This window comes from Chryseobacterium hilariae (assembly GCF_051400735.1).
Classification (GTDB): domain Bacteria; phylum Bacteroidota; class Bacteroidia; order Flavobacteriales; family Weeksellaceae; genus Chryseobacterium.
Map to the genome: position 1 here is coordinate 449,284 of NZ_JBLFFJ010000003.1, position 22,031 is coordinate 471,314.

At 36.5% G+C, this 22,031-nt stretch carries 21 protein-coding genes; 6 read left to right on the forward strand and 15 right to left on the reverse strand.

Annotated features, from left to right (window positions below; all coding sequences use genetic code 11):
- Positions 1–31: 31 nt before the first annotated feature.
- Entirely contained in the window at positions 32–1,021 is a 990-nt protein-coding gene (gene hemB, locus ACMGDK_RS11785) for a porphobilinogen synthase (RefSeq protein WP_436808140.1), read from the reverse strand.
- Positions 1,022–1,139: 118 nt separating this feature from the next.
- On the opposite strand from hemB, the gene ACMGDK_RS11790 reads away from it, so the two are divergent.
- From ACMGDK_RS11790 to ACMGDK_RS11800, 3 genes are all read left to right on the forward strand, one after another.
- Positions 1,140–1,490, forward strand: a complete 351-nt coding sequence (locus ACMGDK_RS11790) for a T9SS type A sorting domain-containing protein (RefSeq protein ID WP_111956638.1) — start codon at positions 1,140–1,142, stop codon at positions 1,488–1,490.
- A 104-nt stretch (positions 1,491–1,594) separates the two neighbouring features.
- Positions 1,595–2,506, forward strand: coding sequence for an ABC transporter ATP-binding protein (locus ACMGDK_RS11795; RefSeq protein WP_436808141.1), 912 nt, complete (start codon positions 1,595–1,597; stop codon positions 2,504–2,506).
- A 5-nt stretch (positions 2,507–2,511) separates the two neighbouring features.
- Positions 2,512–3,822 (forward strand): ABC transporter permease, encoded by a 1,311-nt coding sequence (locus ACMGDK_RS11800; protein ID WP_436808142.1) that lies wholly within the window; start codon positions 2,512–2,514, stop codon positions 3,820–3,822.
- A 126-nt stretch (positions 3,823–3,948) separates the two neighbouring features.
- On the opposite strand, the gene ACMGDK_RS11805 is transcribed toward ACMGDK_RS11800, so the two are convergent.
- From ACMGDK_RS11805 to ACMGDK_RS11840, 8 genes are all read right to left on the reverse strand, one after another.
- A complete protein-coding gene (locus ACMGDK_RS11805; protein WP_436808143.1) occupies positions 3,949–4,617 on the reverse strand; it encodes a porin family protein in 669 nt (222 codons plus the stop codon).
- Positions 4,618–4,636: 19 nt separating this feature from the next.
- Positions 4,637–5,509: a succinate--CoA ligase subunit alpha gene (sucD, locus tag ACMGDK_RS11810; RefSeq protein ID WP_111956630.1), complete on the reverse strand. Its 873-nt coding sequence runs from the start codon at positions 5,507–5,509 to the stop codon at positions 4,637–4,639.
- A gap of 91 nt (positions 5,510–5,600) precedes the next feature.
- Positions 5,601–6,503, reverse strand: coding sequence for a UDP-3-O-(3-hydroxymyristoyl)glucosamine N-acyltransferase (locus ACMGDK_RS11815; protein WP_436808144.1), 903 nt, complete (start codon positions 6,501–6,503; stop codon positions 5,601–5,603).
- Positions 6,504–6,573: 70 nt separating this feature from the next.
- Positions 6,574–7,137 carry an elongation factor P gene (gene efp, locus ACMGDK_RS11820; protein ID WP_040997887.1) on the reverse strand — a complete coding sequence of 188 codons (564 nt, stop codon included), beginning with the start codon at positions 7,135–7,137 and terminating at the stop codon, positions 6,574–6,576.
- Between the two features lie 61 nt (positions 7,138–7,198).
- Positions 7,199–7,993, reverse strand: a complete 795-nt coding sequence (gene lpxA, locus ACMGDK_RS11825) for an acyl-ACP--UDP-N-acetylglucosamine O-acyltransferase (RefSeq protein WP_111956625.1) — start codon at positions 7,991–7,993, stop codon at positions 7,199–7,201.
- Positions 7,994–9,391: a bifunctional UDP-3-O-[3-hydroxymyristoyl] N-acetylglucosamine deacetylase/3-hydroxyacyl-ACP dehydratase gene (locus tag ACMGDK_RS11830; RefSeq protein ID WP_184158000.1), complete on the reverse strand. Its 1,398-nt coding sequence runs from the start codon at positions 9,389–9,391 to the stop codon at positions 7,994–7,996.
- Positions 9,384–10,415, reverse strand: coding sequence for a UDP-3-O-(3-hydroxymyristoyl)glucosamine N-acyltransferase (gene lpxD / locus ACMGDK_RS11835; protein ID WP_306843399.1), 1,032 nt, complete (start codon positions 10,413–10,415; stop codon positions 9,384–9,386). Before lpxD ends, ACMGDK_RS11830 begins: the two co-directional genes overlap by 8 nt.
- Positions 10,416–10,487: 72 nt before the next feature.
- Complete coding sequence (locus tag ACMGDK_RS11840; RefSeq protein ID WP_436808145.1) at positions 10,488–11,714, reverse strand: HD domain-containing protein; 1,227 nt, start codon at positions 11,712–11,714, stop codon at positions 10,488–10,490.
- Positions 11,715–11,963: 249 nt separating this feature from the next.
- On the opposite strand from ACMGDK_RS11840, the gene ACMGDK_RS11845 reads away from it, so the two are divergent.
- The 3 genes from ACMGDK_RS11845 to ACMGDK_RS11855 all read left to right on the forward strand — a co-directional run bounded on the left by ACMGDK_RS11845 (position 11,964) and on the right by ACMGDK_RS11855 (position 16,316).
- Entirely contained in the window at positions 11,964–13,583 is a 1,620-nt protein-coding gene (locus ACMGDK_RS11845; RefSeq protein WP_436808146.1) for a S41 family peptidase, read from the forward strand.
- A gap of 156 nt (positions 13,584–13,739) precedes the next feature.
- A complete protein-coding gene (gene porX, locus ACMGDK_RS11850) occupies positions 13,740–15,284 on the forward strand; it encodes a T9SS response regulator signal transducer PorX (RefSeq protein WP_436808147.1) in 1,545 nt (514 codons plus the stop codon).
- A gap of 267 nt (positions 15,285–15,551) precedes the next feature.
- Positions 15,552–16,316: an exodeoxyribonuclease III gene (locus ACMGDK_RS11855; protein WP_436808148.1), complete on the forward strand. Its 765-nt coding sequence runs from the start codon at positions 15,552–15,554 to the stop codon at positions 16,314–16,316.
- 68 nt (positions 16,317–16,384) lie between these two features.
- Here ACMGDK_RS11855 and ACMGDK_RS11860 read toward each other — a convergent pair whose 3' ends face one another.
- The 6 genes from ACMGDK_RS11860 to ACMGDK_RS11885 all read right to left on the reverse strand — a co-directional run bounded on the left by ACMGDK_RS11860 (position 16,385) and on the right by ACMGDK_RS11885 (position 22,025).
- Positions 16,385–16,756 carry a septal ring lytic transglycosylase RlpA family protein gene (locus tag ACMGDK_RS11860; RefSeq protein WP_306843391.1) on the reverse strand — a complete coding sequence of 124 codons (372 nt, stop codon included), beginning with the start codon at positions 16,754–16,756 and terminating at the stop codon, positions 16,385–16,387.
- Positions 16,757–17,346: 590 nt separating this feature from the next.
- Positions 17,347–18,048 (reverse strand): hypothetical protein, encoded by a 702-nt coding sequence (locus ACMGDK_RS11865; protein ID WP_436808149.1) that lies wholly within the window; start codon positions 18,046–18,048, stop codon positions 17,347–17,349.
- Between the two features lie 26 nt (positions 18,049–18,074).
- Positions 18,075–18,758 carry a phage tail-like protein gene (locus ACMGDK_RS11870; RefSeq protein ID WP_436808150.1) on the reverse strand — a complete coding sequence of 228 codons (684 nt, stop codon included), beginning with the start codon at positions 18,756–18,758 and terminating at the stop codon, positions 18,075–18,077.
- A gap of 354 nt (positions 18,759–19,112) precedes the next feature.
- Positions 19,113–20,414, reverse strand: coding sequence for a 30S ribosomal protein S12 methylthiotransferase RimO (rimO, locus tag ACMGDK_RS11875; RefSeq protein ID WP_436808151.1), 1,302 nt, complete (start codon positions 20,412–20,414; stop codon positions 19,113–19,115).
- Positions 20,415–20,506: 92 nt separating this feature from the next.
- Positions 20,507–21,052, reverse strand: coding sequence for a dTDP-4-dehydrorhamnose 3,5-epimerase (rfbC, locus tag ACMGDK_RS11880; protein ID WP_436808152.1), 546 nt, complete (start codon positions 21,050–21,052; stop codon positions 20,507–20,509).
- A gap of 10 nt (positions 21,053–21,062) precedes the next feature.
- Complete coding sequence (locus ACMGDK_RS11885; RefSeq protein ID WP_436808153.1) at positions 21,063–22,025, reverse strand: MraY family glycosyltransferase; 963 nt, start codon at positions 22,023–22,025, stop codon at positions 21,063–21,065.
- Positions 22,026–22,031: the final 6 nt, after the last annotated feature.

The window sequence follows — 22,031 nt, forward strand, 5'->3', positions numbered from 1 at the left end:
TTAGGGGCAGATTTTATCTAGTGATTGATCATTATCTGTTCAGGATCATTGCTGCTTCTTTCGCAAAATACGTAAAGATCATATCTGCTCCGGCTCTCTTGAAACAGGTAAGGCTTTCTATGATTGTCTTATCATTATCCAGCCATCCGTTCTGTGCTGCTGCTTTTACCATGGCATATTCTCCACTCACGTTGTAAACAGCTATCGGAAGATCAATAGCTTCTCTAACTTTAGAAACGATGTCCAGATAAGGAAGTCCCGGTTTGATCATGATAATATCCGCTCCTTCTTCAATATCTTTAAATACTTCGTTCAACGCTTCACGGGAATTGTGGAAATCCATCTGGTAGGTCTTTTTATCTTTCGGAATTTCCATATCATCTTTCGGGGCACTGTCCAGGGCACTTCTGAAAGGTCCGTAGAAAGAGCTTGCATATTTTGCTGAATAGCTAAGGATTCCTACATCGGTAAATCCGCTTTCCTCTAGGGCTTCACGAATTGTCAGCACTCTTCCGTCCATCATATCACTTGGCGCCACAATATCAGCTCCGGCTTCGGCATGGGATACAGACATTCTTGCCAGTGCATCATTGGTTGCATCATTTACGATCTTCCCGTTTTCAATGATCCCGTCATGACCATAGATCGAATAAGGATCTAAAGCTACATCCGGCATCACAATCATTTCAGGAATCGCATCTTTGATTGCCTTGATCGTCTGCTGCATCAGCCCGTCTTTGTTCCAGGCTTCTTTTCCTGTATTGTCTTTCAAATGTTCTGACACTTTCATGTACAGATTGACAGATTTTACACCCAAAGAAAATAACTCCTTACATTCCTTCACCGTTAAATCTATACTCCTCCTGAAAATCCCTGGCATCGACGGTATTGCTTCCTGTTGGTTTTCGCCCTCCATTACGAAGATCGGCATTACAAAATCATCAGTTGTAAGGATATTTTCTCTTACTAAACTTCTGATAGATTCATTAACTCTAAGTCTTCTATTTCTTGAATGTATCATTTTGGAATACTTTTTGAATAAGTTTCTACAAATTTACTACAACTTATATAAAAAACTATTGTATAGAATTGTAGAATTGTTTATTTTTGTTTTAATACATTCGAGAAATTATAATTTGATGAAAAAACTTTTACTTTTATTTCTATTTACAGGCGCTTTCGTTGGATTTTCCAACAATATGCAAGCACAGCTGAGAGAGCCGGGTTCTATCACACAGAAGTCTGATGACGGTGTATTGGTAGCTTATCCAAATCCTGCAAAGGATTTCCTTTTGATTAAAGCAAAAGATTCTGCATTAAAGATCAAAAGTGTTACCTTTTATTCAATTCTAGGAACACAGGTAGCCAATTACTCAGTCAACATGAATTCCGGAGAAATCAATATTGAAAAACTGAAACCCGGGAAATATCTGATCCGCTATATTTTAAGCGATAATACCCAAAAGGTTACTCAAATCGTAAAACAATAAAATTAAATCCTGATAATCATCAGGATTTTTTCTTTTGCATCAGTTCTGCCTTAATATTTCCGTAACTTTAAGGACTTTTTATATTCATTGTTAAAAACAATTTAATGCTTAAAGCTGAACATATCAGAAAGACCTATAGTGCCGGGAAAAAAGTAGCATTGGATGATTTCAGCATCCATGTACCACAGGGCAGTATTTATGGTCTTCTAGGCCCGAACGGAGCGGGAAAAACTTCTTTCATCCGTATTATCAACCAAATTACCCAAGCCGATTCCGGAGATGTATTCATTAATGGAAATAAGCTTAATCCCAGCCACATCAGAGACATCGGTTATATGCCTGAAGAAAGAGGGCTGTATAAGAACATGAGCGTGGGTGATCAAATCCTTTATTTCGGGGAGCTGAAAGGGATGAGCAAAAGTGATGCTCTGAACGAAGCCAAGAAATGGTTTGAAAAGCTGAACATCGACCAGTGGTGGAAAAAGAAACTTTCGGAACTTTCGAAAGGAATGGCACAGAAGATCCAGTTTGTAGTTACGGTTCTTCACCGTCCGCATCTTCTGATTCTTGATGAGCCCTTTTCAGGTTTTGATCCGGTAAATGCCAACTTAATTAAAGATCAGATCATCGATCTTAAAAATAACGGAACAACAATTATCCTTTCTACACACAGAATGGAAAGCGTCGAGGAAATGTGTGACTACGTAGCGCTGATCAACAATTCTAAAAAAATTATCGACGGAAGGGTCTTCGATGTAAGAGAAAAATTTAAGAAGAATATTTTCGGAGTCACCCTTTCTGAAGTTGATGAAAGCAAGTTTGAGAATTTTAAAAACAGCTATGATATTTTTAATTTCTCTAATGAGAATAACCTGGTTTCTTTTGATCTGAAAAATGAAAGCGGGCAGAACGATATCCTTCTGGATCTTGTGAATGTAGGAAAAGTGAGATCATTCGACGAGAGAATTCCGAGCATGAATGAAGTATTTATTAATGCTGTAAGTAACCATTCTTAATTTTTATGAACAATATTTTTTTAATTACAAAAAGGGAATTTCTTACGCAGGTAAAGAAAAAATCCTTCATTATATTAACATTGCTGGCTCCTCTTTTATTGATTGGTTTTGGAGCTGTGATCGGATTAATGTTTAAAGCCAACGAATCCCACAGTATTATTGAGGTTGTGGATAGAAGCGGACTTTTTAAAGATCAGCTGAAATCTAATGACAAGCTGAATTACGTATTTGTTTCTGTGGCGGATGAGAAAGCAAAGGTCAATAACCTGAAAGACAATGAATCTCTGGATGGTATCCTGATCCTTCCTGAGTTGAAAGATCATGACTATACCGGGCTTGAAAATGGTACAAGACTTATCGTGAATGCCAAAATGGGCTTTGATACGAAACAGAAGATTGTTTCTGACATTACGGACGTAATCAAAAAGGAAAAAATCAAGCAACTCGGTATTGAGGAAGCCCAGCTGAATAGCCTTGACAAGGGTTTTACTTTAAAAACCATTAATGTATCTGATAACAATAAGGAAGATTCTGATCTTGCTTTTGGAGTAAAAAGCGGTTTAAGCATCCTTTTGATGTATGTAACTTTTATGTTCATCATCATTTATGGAGTAAGGGTGATGAGAAGCGTGCTTGAGGAGAAAAACAATCGTGTGGTAGAAATTATTATTTCATCTGTCAAGCCTTTTGAACTGATGATGGGTAAAATATTGGGAGTAACCCTAGTCGCTTTGACACAGTTTCTGATCTGGATCTCTATGTCTGTTATAGGTGCATTGGTTTTAAACACCGGGTTTTCTTCTTTCCAAAAGAACATTCCGGGAGGTAATGAGGAGATTGCCAGCAAGCTGGATATCGCTCAGATTGCGACACAGGTTTCACACAGTTTACTTGAACTGAATTTTCCATTGATCATTTTTGTATTCATCGTATTTTTCCTTTTAGGGTATATTTTCTACAGCTCAATTTATGCAGCCATCGGTTCTGCAGTGGATAATGAAACAGAGACGCAGCAATTCACCTTATTTGCTATTTTACCGCTTACGTTGGGAATGTACGGGAGTTTTTCCCTGATGAACAATCCTGACGGCCCGCTAGGCTTCTGGCTGTCTATTATCCCGTTTACTTCGCCGGTTGCCATGATTGCAAGAATACCTTTCGGCGTTCCTGCGTGGCAGATTGCTTTGTCTATTGTATTATTGCTGGGAACTACCATTCTAATGATATTCCTGGCCGGAAAAATCTATCGTGTAGGGATTTTGATGTATGGGAATAAAGCAACTTTAAAGGAGATCTGGAAGTGGATCAGAGGATAAGCCTAAAAGTCTTTTGTCCTAAACAAAATGAACCAAATTCAAGACTAAACTAATAAAACTACATAAAAACAAAAATCCCGGAAATTAAAATTTCCGGGATTTTTTATCATTGAATAACTCGTTATTCTATTTGAAAATATAGCTTAAGCTAAGGCTGATCACCTGCTCAGACTTTTTCTTATCAGAACCTCCTTTTTCTTTTGCAAGGTCAGGATAAGTATCTGAAAGACCTAGGTCATATTTAAGAGCCACTTCCAGCTGTCTCTTATAGCTGTAGCCTACTCCCAATCCTAAAGCAAAGTTAAAGCTTGACGCTTTTCCACTTACTGAAGGATATAAAGGATCGGTAACATCCGGATCATAATATGGTCTGCCTACAGGAGCATTTTTAACATTCTGACTCATCAAAAAGTTAAATCTTGGCCCTATCATTCCAAAGAATTCTGATTCTGCTTCAGAAAAATATCCTTTAAAATAGATAGGTACGCTCAGGTAATTGTTACCATATACTGCATCATAACCATCTTTTCCTTTAGCATCTTTATCTTTTCCGGTTTCTCCTGCACCGTAATACACGACTTCGGGCTGTATAAAGAACTGGTTGGCTTTTCCTACCGGGATAAGAGCTAAAGCTCCACCCTGGAATGCGAATCTCGGACCAGAAGGGTTATGGGCATTTCTTACTCTGGAGTAATTACCTCCTGCTGTGACACCGAATCTTGTATTTGCAAAATCGATTTGGGCAAACGACAGAGTTGAAAGGGCCAATGCTGAGGTTAATAAAAGTTTTTTCATATATTTTGTTTTGTATGTTTTATCCTAGAACTTTTGCAACGGTAACACCGATATCTGCAGGAGAGTCTACAACGTTAATTCCGTTTTCTCTCATGATCTGCATTTTTGCCTGAGCTGTATCTTCATCACCACCTACAATAGCACCAGCATGTCCCATAGTTCTACCTTTAGGAGCTGTTTGTCCGGCAATAAATCCTACAACCGGCTTAGTAGATCCGCTAGCTTTGTACCATCTTGCAGCTTCAGCTTCTAATCCACCACCGATTTCACCGATCATTACTACTGCTTCGGTTTCAGGGTCGTTAATGAATAATTCCAAAGCTTCTCTTGTAGTAGTTCCAATGATTGGGTCACCACCGATACCGATTGCTGTAGAAACACCGTAACCAGCTTTTACAACCTGATCAGCAGCTTCGTAAGTAAGAGTACCAGATTTTGAAACGATACCTACTTTACCTTTTTTGAAAACGAATCCTGGCATAATACCAATTTTAGCTTCTTCAGAAGTAATGATTCCCGGACAGTTTGGACCGATTAATCTGCAGTCTCTGTCAGCGATGTAAGATTTTACTTTCACCATATCCGCTACAGGAATACCTTCAGTAATACATACGATAACTTTGATACCTGCCTCAGCAGCCTCCATGATCGCATCAGCAGCGAATGCAGGTGGTACGAAAATGATACTTACATTGGCTCCAGCTTTTTGAACGGCATCAGCTACTGTATTGAATACAGGCTTTCCTAAGTGCTCAGATCCTCCTTTTCCTGGAGTAACCCCTCCTACTACGTTGGTTCCGTATTCAATCATCTGGCCCGCATGGAAAGTACCTTCGTTCCCTGTAAATCCTTGTACAATTACTTTAGAATCTTTGTTTACTAAAATTGACATTTTATTGATGTTTTAATTTATTTAAATATTTTATTAATGCTCACAAATTTACTTATTTTTCTTTGATTTTGGACAAAACCAAGTGAATAGTTTATTTGAGATTTCTCAGCTTTACTTCTTTTTTCAAATAGCCTTTGAAATCTTCTGCAAACATCCCGATATAGGTTCCTTTTTTAAGATCTCTGTTGACTCCTGTTTTACCAAGAATAACAGATCCGCTTTCAATTTTATTTCCGGAAGCGACACCTACCTGTCCCCAAAGTGTTACTTCATCTCCTATAACACAGCAGCCTGCAATTCCCACCTGTGATGCGATGAGACATTTTTTCCCGATAACGGTGTCATGCCCTATCTGTATCTGGTTATCTAAAACAGAACCTTCTCCGATTACGGTAGAATCTGTAACGCCTCTGTCGATTGTACAGTTATTTCCAATCTCTACATTGTTTTCAATAATAACATTTCCCACGGAGATCAGGCGGTCAAAATTCCCGTTCAGCTTTCTGTAATAGAAGGCATCACCGCCTAATACTGTTCCGGACTGGATAATTACATTATCTCCAATTTCGATTCTGTCCCCAATCACCACATTAGGAAAAATAAGGCTGTTCTTGCCGATCTTCACATTGTTTCCAATGACCGCTGAAGAGTGAATCCTGGTCCCTTCTCCTATTTCAACATCGTGAAGTTCTTCGGTGAAATTGTATATTCTTGTAAAATGGGTATTGATCTTATTGAAGTCTCTGAAAGGATCATCAGAAACCAGAAGTGCTTTTCCTTCCGGACATTCTACCTTTTTGTCGATCAGAATAATGGTAGCTGCAGAATTTAATGCTTTATCGTAATATTTCGGGTGGTTGACAAAAACGATGTCACCAGGCTTAACCATATGAATTTCATTGGTTCCCAGGACTTCAAAGTCTTCGGGGCCAACAAATTCTGAGCCTATTAAATTGGCAATAGTTTTGAGCTTTTGTGGAGAATGGAATCTCATAACAATTGGTTTTCTTATAAAAACAAAATTCGGACTGCTGGTGCAAACCGAATTTATGTAAATTTAATAATTATTTTACTCTTTCTAAGTAGCTGCCGTCTTCTGTACTTACTTTAATTTTGTCTCCCGGCTCGATGAATAAAGGAACCATTACTCTAGCTCCTGTTTCAACAATTGCATTCTTAAGAGCGTTGGTTGCTGTATTTCCTTTTACTCCCGGATCAGCTTCCACTACTTCAAGATAAACAGACTGAGGAAGTTCGGCAGAAAGCGGTGTTTCGTCCGCTTCTTTCAGAATGATCGTTACTTCTTCTCCTGCTTTCATGAATTGTGAGTTTTCAATCATTTCTTTATTTAAGTATAATTGAGAGAAATCATCATTATTCATAAAGTGGAATCCATTCTCATCATCATACAGATACTGGAACTTTCTTGTGATTACTTTTACTTCGTCAATTTTATGTCCTGCAGAGAAAGTATTATCAATTACTTTCCCGTTAGTTACTGACTTTAATTTTGTTCTTACGAAAGCGGGTCCTTTCCCCGGTTTTACGTGAAGAAATTCTATTACCTTAAAAATATCGTTACTGTACTCAATGCAAAGTCCCTTTCTGATATCGTTGCTTGTTGCCATTAATTTATGTTATCTTTTTATTTTAGTTTTTTTTAACTCAGGTAAAGCTGCCTTTTGGCTATTAATTACTTTCCTTGGTTGTGCCGTATCCTTTTACAATACCTCTTGGTGAGTTTTGGATAAACTGAAGGATCTCATCTCTTTCAGCCGTTGGAAGCATTTCTTTTTCAATGTAAGTTACAGCCTGAGAAACGTTCATCTTCATTTGGAAAATTGTTCTGTAGATCTTTTGAATCTCAAAAATTTTCTCATTAGTAAACCCTCTTCTTCTCAAACCCACTGAGTTGATCCCTGCGTAAGACATAGGCTCTCTTGCAACTTTTACATAAGGCGGAATATCCTTTCTTACCAGAGTTCCTCCGGAAATCATTACATGTTTCCCGATCTTACCGAACTGATGCACAGCACTAAGGCCTCCCATTACAGTATAGTCTCCTATTTCTACGTGTCCTGCAATACCACAACCGTTTACAATGATAACATGATCTCCGATAACACAATCATGTGCAATATGGGAAGTTGCCATGATAAGGCAGTTTTTACCAATTTTAGTAAATCCAAGAGCTTTTGTACCTCTGTTTACGGTAACACATTCTCTGATCGTTGTTTCATCACCGATAATTACCTGGGTATCTTCACCATCAAACTTTAAATCCTGAGGGATTGCAGAAATTACCGTTCCCGGAAAAATCCTGCAGTTTTTACCTATTCTGGCTCCATCCATGATGGTAACATTAGGACCAATCCAAGTTCCTTCTCCGATCTCCACGTCCCCTGCAATTGTAGTAAACGGTTCTACAATAACATTTTTGCTGATTTTTGCACGTTTATCTACGGCTGCTAATTGATGAATCATTTAATCAACTTTATTTTTTGCAACTTGAGCCATTAACTCTGCTTCTACAGCCACTGTATCTCCCACATATCCGTATCCCTGCATATGTACAATTCCCCTTCTGATAGGCTCTATCAATTCAATTTTGAAAATCATAGTATCACCGGGAACTACTTTTCTCTTGAATTTTACTTTGTCTATTTTAATAAAATAAGTGGAATAATTTTCAGGATCCGGAACGCTGGCCAATACAAGGATACCTCCTGTCTGTGCCAGGGCTTCTACCTGAAGTACTCCAGGCATTACAGGCTCTTTAGGAAAATGTCCTACAAAGAAAGGCTCATTCATGGTGACATTTTTCAGGCCTACCACGTGGGAATCTGAAAGTTCAAGAATTTTATCGATCAATAAGAACGGTGGTCTGTGCGGCATAAGGCGCATAATTCCGTTGATATCAAAAACCGGCTCTTTGGTTAAATCAAAATCCGGAACGTTTTTTTTCTTTTGCAATTTCCATTGTCGGTTCAGTTTTTTTGCAAATTGGGTATTCACAAAGTGCCCAGGCTTATTTGCAATTACTTTACCTTTTATTTTTACTCCTGCCAATGCCAGGTCACCAATTACATCGAGTAATTTGTGTCTTGCAGCTTCGTTAGGATAGTTTAACGTAAGATTATCAAGAATACCATTCGGTCTTATAGAAACATTATCTTTTCCGAATGCTTTTTTCAATTTTTCTGTAGTGTCAGGTGTAAGATCTTTATCTACATACACGATAGCGTTTGAGATATCTCCTCCCCTAATCAATCCGTGATCCAAAAGCATTTCCAATTCATGCAAAAAGCTGAATGTTCTGGCAGATGATATCTCGTCTTTAAATTCTGAAATATTTTTAAGAGTAGCATTTTGGGTACCTAAGACTTTGGTTCCAAAATCTACCATGGTAGTCACTTCGTAAGTATCTGAAGGAATAATGGTAATTTCTGATCCTGATGCAGGGTCTGCATAGCTCAACACTTCTTTGATGACCAGGTATTCTCTGGCAATATTCTGCTCTGCTATTCCTACACTTTCGATAGCTTCAACAAAGAATTTTGAAGATCCATCTAAAATTGGCGGCTCAGAGGCATCCATTTCAAGAATGGCATTATCAATATCACATCCCACCAACGCAGCCAAAAGGTGCTCACAGGTAGTAATTTTTACACCTAATTTCTCTAATGTTGTTCCTCTTTCTGTTGCTACTACATAATTAACATCAGCTTCTACCTGAGGATGTCCCTCTAGATCTGTTCTTACGAACACAAAACCTGTATTTTCTTTAGCTGGTTTAATGGTAAGTTTTACTTCTTTACCTGTATGAAGGCCAATTCCAGAAAGTGTTACTTCTTCCTGGAGTGTTTTTTGCATATCACTCATTAGTTTTATCTTTTGAGATATCCTCAAGATTATTTATTCTCTTTACAATTTCAGTAAAATTTCTGAAATGGACATAATTTCTAAGATAGTCATTGTAGCTTATCGCCGGGGATCCATACAATGTTTCTTTATCATTAACACTGGAATTCACGCCACTCTGAGCCTGAATTTTCACCTGATTCCCAATCTTGATATGGCCAACCACTCCTACCTGTCCACCAATCTGGTTCCAGTCTCCAATTGTAGTAGATCCTGCAATTCCGGCCTGTGCCGCAATTACGTTATTCTGCCCGATTTTCACATTATGTGCAATCTGAATCAGATTATCGATCTTCGTTCCTTTTCCGATAATGGTAGAACCAATAGTTGCTCTGTCGATGCTGCAGTTTGAACCGATCTCTACATCGTCTTCGATAATCACATTACCCAACTGAGGAATCTTTTTGAATCCTTCAGCAGTAGGCTGAAAACCAAATCCGTCACCACCTACAACCGTATTGGAATGGATCACACAGTTGTCCCCGATAATACAGTAGTCATAAATTCTGGCTCCGCTGTCGATTTTACAGTTTTTACCAATCTTAACTCCCTTACCGATATAGACCTGCGGATAAATCTGCGAACCCTCTCCAATCTTAGCTTTCTCCGAAACATAGGTAAATGCTCCGATATAGGCCTTCTCTCCGATCACTGCAGTCTCATGAATAGAAGAACCGGTTTCGATTCCCTCTTTTCTTCCCTGCATTTCCTGATAGAGATTCATTAAAACCTGAAAAGAAAGGTAGGCATCCTTTACAACAATTAAGGTAGGATTATAATTAACTTTATCTATAAGTTTTTCCGAAACAATAATGACGGAGCATTTTGAGGTATTTAAAAAATGCGAAAATCGATCCTGTGCTATAAAAGAAAGATGTCCTGATTCACCATTCTCAATTGGTGAAACCCCTGTAATAACCGTACTTTCGTCGCCTATTATTTGTCCGTCAATAAAACTTGCAATTTGCGAAGCTGTAAATTCCATATTCTGCAAAGATAAGAAATTCTATAATTCGCAAACATTTTTTGATTTTAGGAACGTGAATTTTAAGATTATTTAAGATATTATGTGGGAAATATCTCTCGGAAAGGTAAGAATATACCGGGCTGTCTTGTGTACCATGAGTCCAGACAATAACTGGTCTTGTGACTCTTCTAATCTGATCTTTTTACCGTTTTTCTGGAGTAAATAAATCGGCTGTTTTTTAGTGTCATAAGGCAGCAATTTTCTTTTAATCTCATGTACAAGCTCTTTTCCATTATTGATTCCGAAAAATTCATTGGTGTTTTTTATTTTTTCCTCAATAAATTTTCGCTTGAAAGGATGCGTTGAGATAACCGTTTTTGGAAGGTTTCTCTGGATTACGCATCTGCACCAATAAGAAAGAATAAAGTCTTCTGAATCCTGCCAGGATTTCATCGCATGAATTATATCATTGTCATCAAGTTGTGTAAATCTATAAATATCTTCATCGGTAGCAGAACTTTTTCCGCGGTTCAGAAAATATTTCAGGTTTTCCCCTGCAGGCAGGTCCATTCCCTCGGAAATCAGATATTTTGCCCTTTCCAGAATCTTAACTAGAAGAAACTCTGCCAATGCTGAAGTTTTATGATAATATACCTGCCAGTACATAAACATCCTGGCTGTCAGAAAATTTTCAATGGAGTAAACTCCTTTAGCATCAATGACTAATTCGCCTTCACTGCAGACATTCATCATGGAAATGATCCTCTGTGTATTAATATTTCCCTCTGAAACACCTGTGAAAAAGCTGTCCCGGTTCAGATAATCAAGCCTGTCCACATCAAGCTGGGAAGAAATAAGCTGGTTAAAAAACTTTCTATGATATTTCCCCTGAAACATTTCGATCGCTACAGACAGCTGTCCTCCAAACTCCTCATTCAGCTTATTCATTAACAGCAGCGAGAGTTTCTCGTGATGCCAGTCGTCCATCAGCATATTTTCTAATGCGTGAGAAAAGGGTCCATGCCCAATATCATGCATCAGAATGGCAAGCATCGCTCCTTTTTCTTCTTCCTCCGTAATTTTAATTCCTTTCTGACGCAGGGTTTCCAACGCCGTAAACATCAAATGCATTGCTCCCAAAGCGTGATGGAATCTTGTATGGGTAGCTCCCGGAAAGATGAGGTTCAAAAGTCCGGTCTGCCCGATTCTTCGAAGTCTCTGGAAATAAGGATGCTCTATAACATCAAATAAAATTTCGTGGGGGATTCTGATGAAACCATGAACGGGGTCGTTGATGATCTTTAGCTTATTCTGCATTGAAACTTTGGTATTAGTAAACAAAGTTAGGGATTTTAAATTTTAGGCATGATTAAATTGCTATTAAAGAATCCGCAGCCTCCAAAATACTCTTTCCCTTTTGCATGTGAAATAATTTCTGTATGATTTGTGAAGGTATCTGTGGTTCTTATTTTTTCAACTACAAATTCTACTAATTTTATACAAATGGTTTCGTTATATTCTGTTTTAAAAATATATCTTTGATAGCATTAATAACCATTCTATTTAATGAGAAAAATTTCTCTTTTCATTTTATTTTTTTTCAGTTTATACTTTTCCGCACAGGCTTTGTCTGAAACCCAAAAGCTGGAATCACTATGTAAGGTCTGGGGATTTTTAAAATATTACCATCCTCATGTGTCAAAAGGGGATTTTGATTGGGACAAACAGCTTTTTGAGAAAATTGATGAACTTAATACTATCCGTGATAAAGAGCAGTTGAACGAATTTTATTCTAAATGGATCAACAGCCTTGGAAAAGTTGATGAATGTAAAAAATGCTCAAAAGAAGACAAAGAGAAAGTTTATTTTCTGAGAAACTTTGATCTGAATTGGATTAGAAATGAAAAGATATTCAATGAAAAGGTAACCTTACAGCTTCTTTTTATCCAAAACAACAGAAATTTAGGCAGCAGTCATTATTTCGGAAAAGGAGGAAAAAAGGTTTATTTTAAAAATGAAAATTCATACGGATCAAAATTTACCTCAAAAAAGATCAGTCTTTTAGAACTTTTCAGATATTGGAATTTTGTAGAATATTTTTTTCCGTACAAATATCAGACGGATCAGAACTGGAATGATGTTTTAACGGAAATGATCCCAAAGTTCCTCGATATCAATAATGATGAAAGTTACCACTTGACTCTTGCGGAATTGGTGACAAAAATTGATGATTCTCATGCTTTTCTGCACTCGCCGATAATCAATGCCAATCAATATGGAAGAAGAAAAGTTCCGGTAGAATATATGTATGCAGAAGGAAAGCTGGTCGTAACCAACATCATCAAAAATAAATTGGATGAAGAAATACCTTTGAAAGCCGGTGATGTCATTTATGATGTTAACGGCAGAACGATTCCTCAAATGGTGAACAGCTTTGGAAAATATGTTCCGGCATCTAATTTCTGGGGAAAGATCGCAAAAGTGAAACATCTTTTTCTTTTCAGCAATAATGATTCTCTTACCTTAAGAATAGAACGTGACGGACAAAATTTAGCTATCACCGCCAAAACCTATCTTCTCAAGAATATTATCCGGGAAAATCCGGCTGTTCAGCAGAAATGGGAATTTCTTGATGCTGACAAAACGACAGGGTATGTCCATATGGGTATTATTGAAAAAAGTGATCTGGACGATATGTATAGAGATTTGAAATCTGCAACGTCAATTATTTTTGATCTCAGAAATTATCCTAAACAGACCATTTTCCCTTTAAGCAAAATGATTCTTCCGGAAAAATCAATTTATTATCAATTTAATTTCCCGGAGACGGATTATTTGAGTAAATTTTATAGCGCAAAAAACAGCATCGGCAGAAAAAACCTGGATTACTATAAAGGGAATATTGTGGTTTTGGTTGATGAAAATACACAAAGCCAGGCAGAAACCACTGCTATGATGCTTAAGCAGCATCCAAAAGCTAAAGTGATAGGGAGCAATACTTCAGGAGCTAACGGTGATGTGATTAGATTTAAAATTGCGGACCTGGATACCTGCTTTACAGGGCTTGGAGCCTATTATCCTGACGGAAGGGAAACACAACGGATAGGAATACTTCCTGACATTGTCATAAAGCCCACTATAAAAGGGATAAAGAAGGAAAAGATGAAGTTCTGGAAAGAGCTTTAAAATATATAAAGACCGGTTTTTAAATGAATTGAATATCAGTAATAATGGGCAGGATTTTCATTTAACTAATATTTAACTTTTGTTGTCTCTAATTTGTGAGAATTTAAAAGGAATTGGTCAACATTTTGATGCAATAACCATGTAAAAAAATAAATTATGTCGGAAAAGATATTATGGATAGATGATGAAATAGATTTACTCAAACCCCATATCGTATTTTTAGAAAAAAAAGGTTACCAGGTAACCCCTGTTAACAACGTGAACGAAGCTCTGGAACTAATGGATTCGGAGAAATTTGCATTAACACTTATTGATGAAAATATGCCCGGCATTTCGGGACTGGAAGCCATTCCCATGATCAAGGAGAAAGATAATTCTTTAAAGATCGTAATGGTGACAAAAAGTGAGGAGGAACATATTATGGAAGAAGCCATCGGATCTCAGATTGCTGACTACATTTTAAAGCCGGTAAACCCTAACCAGATTTTATTATCGTTAAAAAAGAATCTTCAGGAGGAAAATCTTGTTGAGCAGAAAACAATTCTCCAGTACCAGCAGGAATTCAGAAACCTGTCTATGGAACTTTCTTATATCAGAACCTATCAGGAATGGGCGGAATATTATAAGAAGATTCTGAGCTGGGAGATAAAATTTGATAAGGTAGAGGATAATGAATTCTCCGACCTTCTGCAATCACAAAAAGAGGAAGCTAATATCCAGTTTGCCAAATTCATTGAAAAAAATTACGAAAGCTGGCTTACAGATTCTGATAAGCCATTGATGAGCCATACACTTTTCAAGGAAAAAGTAAAGCCTGAGGTAGAGAAAGAAAAAGTTCTTCTTCTTATGGTCGATAATCTTCGTTTCGACCAGTGGAAAGTTATTGAGCCTTTATTTACAAAATACTACAATAAAATCTCGGAAGATTATTATTACAGTATCCTTCCTACAGCCACACAGTATGCAAGAAATTCTTTCTTTGCAGGTTTAATGCCGTCCGAGATCGAAAAACGTTTTCCTGAGAAATGGTTCAATGATAATGAGGAAGGAAATAAGAATGAATTTGAACGTGATTTCCTTGAAGATCAAATGAAAAGAATCGGTTTAGGATCTAAATCCATGAAGTACCTCAAAGTATTGAATGCAGATTTTGAGCGTAAGATTTATGATGATTTCAACCAGCATAAAAGCAATGATCTCCTGGTTATTGTTTACAACTTCATTGATATTCTTTCTCATGCCAAAACGGATAATCATATTGTAGACCAGCTGATCCGTGATGATAAAACGTTCAGATCTCTTACCTTTAACTGGTTTGAAAACTCATCATTACTGAAAATCATTAAAGCAGCAGCAGAAAACGGCTATAAACTTGTGATCACTACGGATCATGGAACTGTATACGTTAAAAAGCCTAGTAAAGTAGTTGGCGACCGTGAAACATCGACCAATATCCGCTATAAAACAGGAAAGAGTTTAACGTATGACGACAGTGATGTATGGGCGGTTACCAACCCTGAAAAGCTGTTCCTTCCCAAAGGAAATTTAAGTTCAAAATATATATTTGCAAAAAACAATATCTTCTTGGCCTATCCAAAGAATTACAATCACTTTGTGAATTACTATAAAGAGACATACCAACACGGAGGAATTTCACTGGAAGAATGTATTATTCCTATCAGCATTTTAGAACCCAAGTAGTTTTTTTCATAGTTTATTTAAATTTTGGGTTTAAGGCGGCAAAAATCGAATGATTTTTGCCGCCTCTTTTTATGAACTGCTTTTAATAGTCTCAAAGAGTTCATATCTTAGCGAAAAAACAATGTTTATTACTTCATTGACTTACCAAAATTTCTCTGGAAAAATATGGAACGCTTCATTCCGGAACATAATAAGTATTACAGATTATGATATCATTGAATTTATCCATCAAAATATAACGAACATTTTAAATTTTATAAAAAACTCATGAGGTTAATCACGTATAACGTTAACGGAATCAGGGCTGCCTTTACGAAAGATTTTTTGGGCTGGCTGAAGACGGCCGATCCGGATATTGTCTGTATTCAGGAAAGCAAAGCCGGAAACGACCAGATAGATATTGAAAGTCTCGAAAAAATCGGTTATTACAGTTATTGGCATTCTGCAGTAAGAAAAGGCTACAGCGGTGTCGGAATTGCGTCAAAAATAAAACCTAATCATGTTGAATATGGATGTGGTATCGAAAGCTATGATAATGAAGGCAGGATCATCCGTGCAGATTTTGACGGATACTCTGTAATTTCAGTATATGTTCCGTCTGCAAGCAATATTGAAAGGCTGGATTTTAAAATGCAGTTCTGCCATGACTTTCTGGCTTATATAAAGGAGTTAAGAAAAACGATTCCTAACCTGATTATTTCAGGCGATTTCAATATATGCCATCAGGCCATAGATATTCATGATCCGGTTCGTTTAAAGAATGTTTCCGGCTTCCTGCCGATGGAAAGGGAATGGATGACCAGTTTTATTGAAGAATGTGAACTGATTGACAGTTTCCGTTTTTTCAATAATGAACCTGATAATTATACGTGGTGGAGCTACAGACAAAACTCCAGAGCTAAAAATAAAGGCTGGAGACTGGATTATAATTTCGCTACCTATACTTTGAAAGATAGGCTGTCACGGGCGGTAATCCTGAAAGAAGCCGTACATTCTGATCATTGCCCGGCTTTATTGGAATTCAATGTATAGATATATAGAAAAGCCATAAAATAAAAGCCAGCTGAATCAGCTGGCTTTTTTTAATTTAAATCATAAACTTAGTCGACAATTTCATATTCAACCGGAATGGTACCACGACTGATATCCCCGATTTCATCGAACGCAGCTTTAGAAATATCTAATGCTCTTGATGCATGGAAAGGTCCTCTATCATTGATCTTCACTATCACCTGTTTTCCATTGTTCAGATTGGTGACTCTAATATTAGTCCCAAACGGAAGCGTTCTGTTTGCAGCAGTGAACTTTGAATTACTAAAGATCTCGCCGCTTGCTGTTTTTCTACCATTAAACTTATCGTGGTAGTACGATGCATAACTTGTTTTCTTCGCATCTAATGTGTTACCTGTAAAAGAATAAACACCTAGGGTTGAAATCATCATTATGATTACGAGAATGAATCTTTTCATCATCTTGAATTTTATTGGTTTTGACGGAGCAAAAGTATAAGGAATGTTGTAAAGTCCCTACTCGATATGTTAAAAACTGTTAATGGAATATCAATTATATGTTAATAAAGCCTGTAAGTACCTATTAACAGGGATTTTAGGTAGCACTGTTAAAAAACGTTAAAAAAACAAGCTAAAAGTTAACATAATTAACTTATTCTCAAAAAAACTTAAAATACGTAATCTATAAACATCTAATAATCAGTATTTTATGTTTTTATTAAAAATTCAATATGCAAGGACAGCTTCCCTAAAAAACAAAAGTTTTTATGATATTAAATGGACAGAACTGTTTAATAGAAGTCAATAAGAGTAAAGTATATATCACTCTATATTTATTTTAACAATGGTTTTAACAACAGGATGAAGGTTAACTTCAAATTCTATTAATTAAAAATAGTAAATTGATTTTTCCGCTTAAACATTTCTTCTTCATTATATTCAAATGAAGCTATTAGATAAAGGATTTTTTCCTACCATAACTTCATCATATTATAAAAACAAAAAACCAATGATTACTCATTGGTTTAAGTTATATAATATAAGGTATTATCTTATTTTAAGTATTCTATTACATAGTCATATGTTCCAGAAGGATAAACCACTGACATATTTGTTGATCCTGTAATTGCATTTCCTGCAGTAGTTGCAATTGTATAAGAATACAAGCTTCTGTCATAAACAGTGTTTGTACCTGCTCTATAGATAGTGATACCATATAAAGCAGTCATCCCTGCCGGAGATGGAATATTTACAGCTGTTGAACTTCCTGTTGCATTAAATGTTCCTTTAATAGCGTAAACTTGCTTGCTTGCTACTAATGTATTTGTAGCTGTTTCAGCAGCGGTTACGTCAAATTTAGCGTTACCTCCTCCTATTGGTAGCCATCTACCTCCGGTAACATCAGTACTTTTATTAGGGTTATCAAAATAATAGAAGCCACGGCTTACTGGTGTAGAAACAACACCATCATTTGTAAGCGTGTTACCAACACCAATATTAAAAACTATCATGCCATCATAAGCAGATGGGAAGTTAATACCATCTAAACTAGCTACTTTAAATGTAAAAGCTGTTAGATCTGTTGTAGGAAACAATAGACCTTTACCGTCATTTACTGCAGCATTGTTATTTGTAGAGGCATCTAAGAAAATGTTTTCATTAGGGAAAGTGTTTGCAATTACACCGTTAGATAAAGCCTGTGCACTGGCCAATGTACCTAGTGATACAAACAGTGCTAATATGATTTTTTTCATCTGTTTAAAATTTAATGATTGTTATATTATCTACCTGAAAGAATACCCCAGTTATTTACACCAGCATTACTCACTACAATAAAGCAGAAAGATCCACCTGAAGTTACCGTTGATGGTATGCTATTCATTCCTCTAGTGATACCTGGAACTGCTGCAGCATCCCAACCCACGTTACCTGGGCCATTCGCAGATACACATCTTACTGAGTTTAATGGCAGTGACGTGGCTGCAGGCAATAATAGCTGGCTAGTTCCTCCCATAGCAGTAGTAACGACAGAATAATCATCCGGTGCCCATGTAATAGGAGCATTTACAGAGTGAAGTCTACCTTTCTGAATCTGGAAGTTTGGAGGTGTTGAACCACCACCACCACCTACAGCAACCCAAACAGAATTTGGAGCATCATAGTAATAGAAGCCAATTCCAATTACATTTACTGTCTTACCAGCTGCACTACCATCTAAAGTGGTAACAAATGTAAGGGCACCATTCTGAGCAGCCGTATATGCTGCGTCTTTAGCTGCTAACTGAGCTCTTGACAAACGAGGGACTAGCAAGGCATCAGGTCTGGCATTATCGGTAGTATTGGCTACTACATCCAATGTTGCGGCTGGTGTGGTTGTGTTAATACCTACACGCCCCGTTGTCTGAGCCTTGGAAACTGCCGAAAGGCCAACGAGCATTGTCGCTGTTAATAAAAATTTTTTCATAAGTTTTTAAAGATTTTAAATTACATTATTTTCCATCAATATTTCCAAATGGAGATGCATCCCAACTTGTGCTAACCATTAAGATTAACTGTTTTTTTAAGCTTTATTAAGGGGCAACTCATTGAAGCATTTGATTTTAAAACATTGCTTATTGCGCAAATTTAAGATATAATTTTCAAATTTATTCATTTTATATAAAAAAAATAAAAAGCTTTTAGCAAGCAAAATTACAACTACCTGAAAATCAAACATATCATTAAATCAATATTTATTTTAATTATGTTAAATTTTATTAATATTTTCAATTATGCGCGAAAACCATACAATTATAATAATTCCGATAGAAACAGATTGCTAGACCAATTCTCCATACAAGTCAAATTCTTCTGCAGAAGTAATTTTCACTTCAGCAAATTCTCCTATAGAAATGTAGGTTTCATCAGCTGAAACTAAAACTGTGTTATCTACATCTGGTGAATCAAATTCTGTTCTACCAATGAAATAATTGCCTTCTTTTCTGTCAAATATACATCTGAATGTTTTCCCAATCTTTTCTTGGTTTTTTTTCCAAGCAATCTGTGATTGCAGCTCCATGATCTCTTCTACTCTTGTTTCTTTTACTTCCTGAGGAATATTATCCTCCAATACATAAGCTCCTGTATTTTCTTCATGAGAGTAGGTAAAACATCCCAGTCTATCAAACTTCTGCTCTCTTACCCAATCTTTCAGCTCCTGGAACCTTTCTTCAGTTTCTCCTGGATATCCTACAATCAAAGTAGTTCTAACAGCCATATCCGGAACTTTTTCTCTAAACTTAGCTAATAATGCATTGGTTTTTTCGTGGGTAGTTCCGCGTTTCATTGACTTCAACAGATCAGAGTTGATATGCTGAAGAGGAATATCGATATAATTGCAGACTTTAGGTTCTTCACGGATGATATCAAGAACATCTTCAGGGAAACCACTTGGAAAAGCATAATGGAGACGGATCCACTCGATCCCCTCAACTTTTACAAGTTCTTTTAAAAGTTCTCCAAGCGCACGCTTTTTATAAAGATCAAGACCATAATAAGTAAGATCCTGGGCAATAAGAATAATCTCTTTTGTTCCTTTTTTTGCCAGTTTTTGAGTTTCCAAAACCAGTTTTTCGATAGGCGTAGATACGTGTCCACCTCTCATTAAAGGAATTGCACAGAAAGAACATGGCCGGTCACAACCTTCTGAGATCTTCAGATATGCATAATGTTTGGGAGTTGTTGTCAGCCTCTCTCCTACCAGTTCATGTTTGTAATCTGCACCAAGGTGTTTTAGGAGAATAGGCAGATCTCTTGTTCCAAAATACTGATCTACATCCGGAATTTCTTTAATAAGATCCGGTTTATATCTTTCAGAAAGACAGCCTGTAACAAAAACCTTTTCGACTTCGCCTCTGTTTTTTGCGTCTACATAATCAAGAATTGTATTGATTGATTCTTCTTTAGCATTATCAATAAATCCGCATGTATTGATCACTACAATATCTCCGCGGTCTTCGTGAACCACTTCTTTTCCATTTGCTTTCAGCTGGCTCATTAATACTTCAGAGTCATATACATTCTTGGAGCATCCTAGCGTAACCACATTAATTTTCTTCTTCCCTACAGATTTTGTGCGCATCGTTTTGATTTTGAGTGTGCAAAGATACAAAATAATAAAAGAGTTAGGCTCAAAAAATAAAAACCACTTTAGTAGAGTGGTTTTCAATATATTTAAAAGTTTTGTTCAGAGAATGTAGGGAGCATCTTATCTTTTTCAGAAAGTATGATTACTTCGATCGGAAGCTTCCAGTCAATATTCAAATCCGGATCATTCCATATAACACTTCCTTCAGAATCTTTATTGTAAAAGTTATCACATTTATACGAAAAAACAGCTGTTTCGCTTAAAACCGAAAAGCCATGTCCAAAACCACGTGGTACATAAAGCTGAAGCTTATTTTCTGGTGTCAATTCAGTTCCGAACCATTTTCCGAATGTTGGCGAATCTTTTCTCAGATCAACTGCCACATCAAAAACTTTTCCTTCAAGGCATGATACTAGTTTGGCCTGTGCATGTTCACCTTTCTGTAAATGGACTCCTCTGAGCACACCATATGAAGATTTTGAAATGTTATCCTGAACAAAATGGCCGTTCATTCCCGTTAGTTCCTCAAATTTTTTTTCATTGAATTTTTCAAAGAAGTATCCTCTATCATCTTCAAAAATTGTGGGCTCGATGATATAACAATCTTTTAAGGGTGTTTCTTTTATTTTCATTTTTATGCTTCTATAAATTATATTCCTTTTTCAGTTTCCATTTTAACGCTAAATAAATTCCGCCTGCAGGAATAAATATAATCAAAATAATAACCCAAACAGGAAGTTCGGAATGAATTAAAAATATATTAATTAATAATTGACAAACAGCATAAACTGAACTTATTACCAGGTGTGAAGCTTTTTTCTCGTTGGCAAAAAGCTGATATAAATGCCGTCTGTGTGCTTCAAAAATATTTTCTTTCAATAATATTCTTTCAGTAATTGTAAGGACTACTTCCATTCCGTAGATTGAAAGTAACAATATATATTTATATTCACCGGTCCTCATGACAAGAAGAGTAACAAGCCCTATCACCCAAAAGCCAATCCCCATACTTCCAACATCTCCTGCAAAACATTTCGCCTTTTTCCTAAAATTAAAAAAAAGAAAAACCAGACATGCTAAAATTGGATATATAATAAAATTCTCATCTGTAAACTGGATAATATCATTATTAATATATGCTAATGAAGCTAAAGTTACAAGACTATAGATCCCTGTCATTCCATTAATTCCATCCATGAAATTATAAGCATTCAAAGTTCCTATTATCATAACGAATAAAATAGGCCAAGTCCAAATAGGCATTATATTAAAAGCTCCTGTAAAATATAAAAGCAGAATTACCGAAATTAAATGAACCGAAAGTCTTATTTTATTTGACAAGGTTTTAATATCATCAATAAAACTAATGGTACAAATGGCTAAAAGCCCTAATCCAAAGGACCAGTAATTCTGTATAGTTTCATTTAGATTGAACAAACAAAAGAAAATAAATGCTACGGGAAAAATAATGCCTCCCCCTCTTAAAGTAATCTGAGTGTGAGCACTTCTATGGTTGGGCTTATCAATGATATTAAAATGATCGGCAATCCAAAAGTACAGCAGGATACTAACAAATAGGATGAGGGTTACAAGCCAATATTGCATCAAATA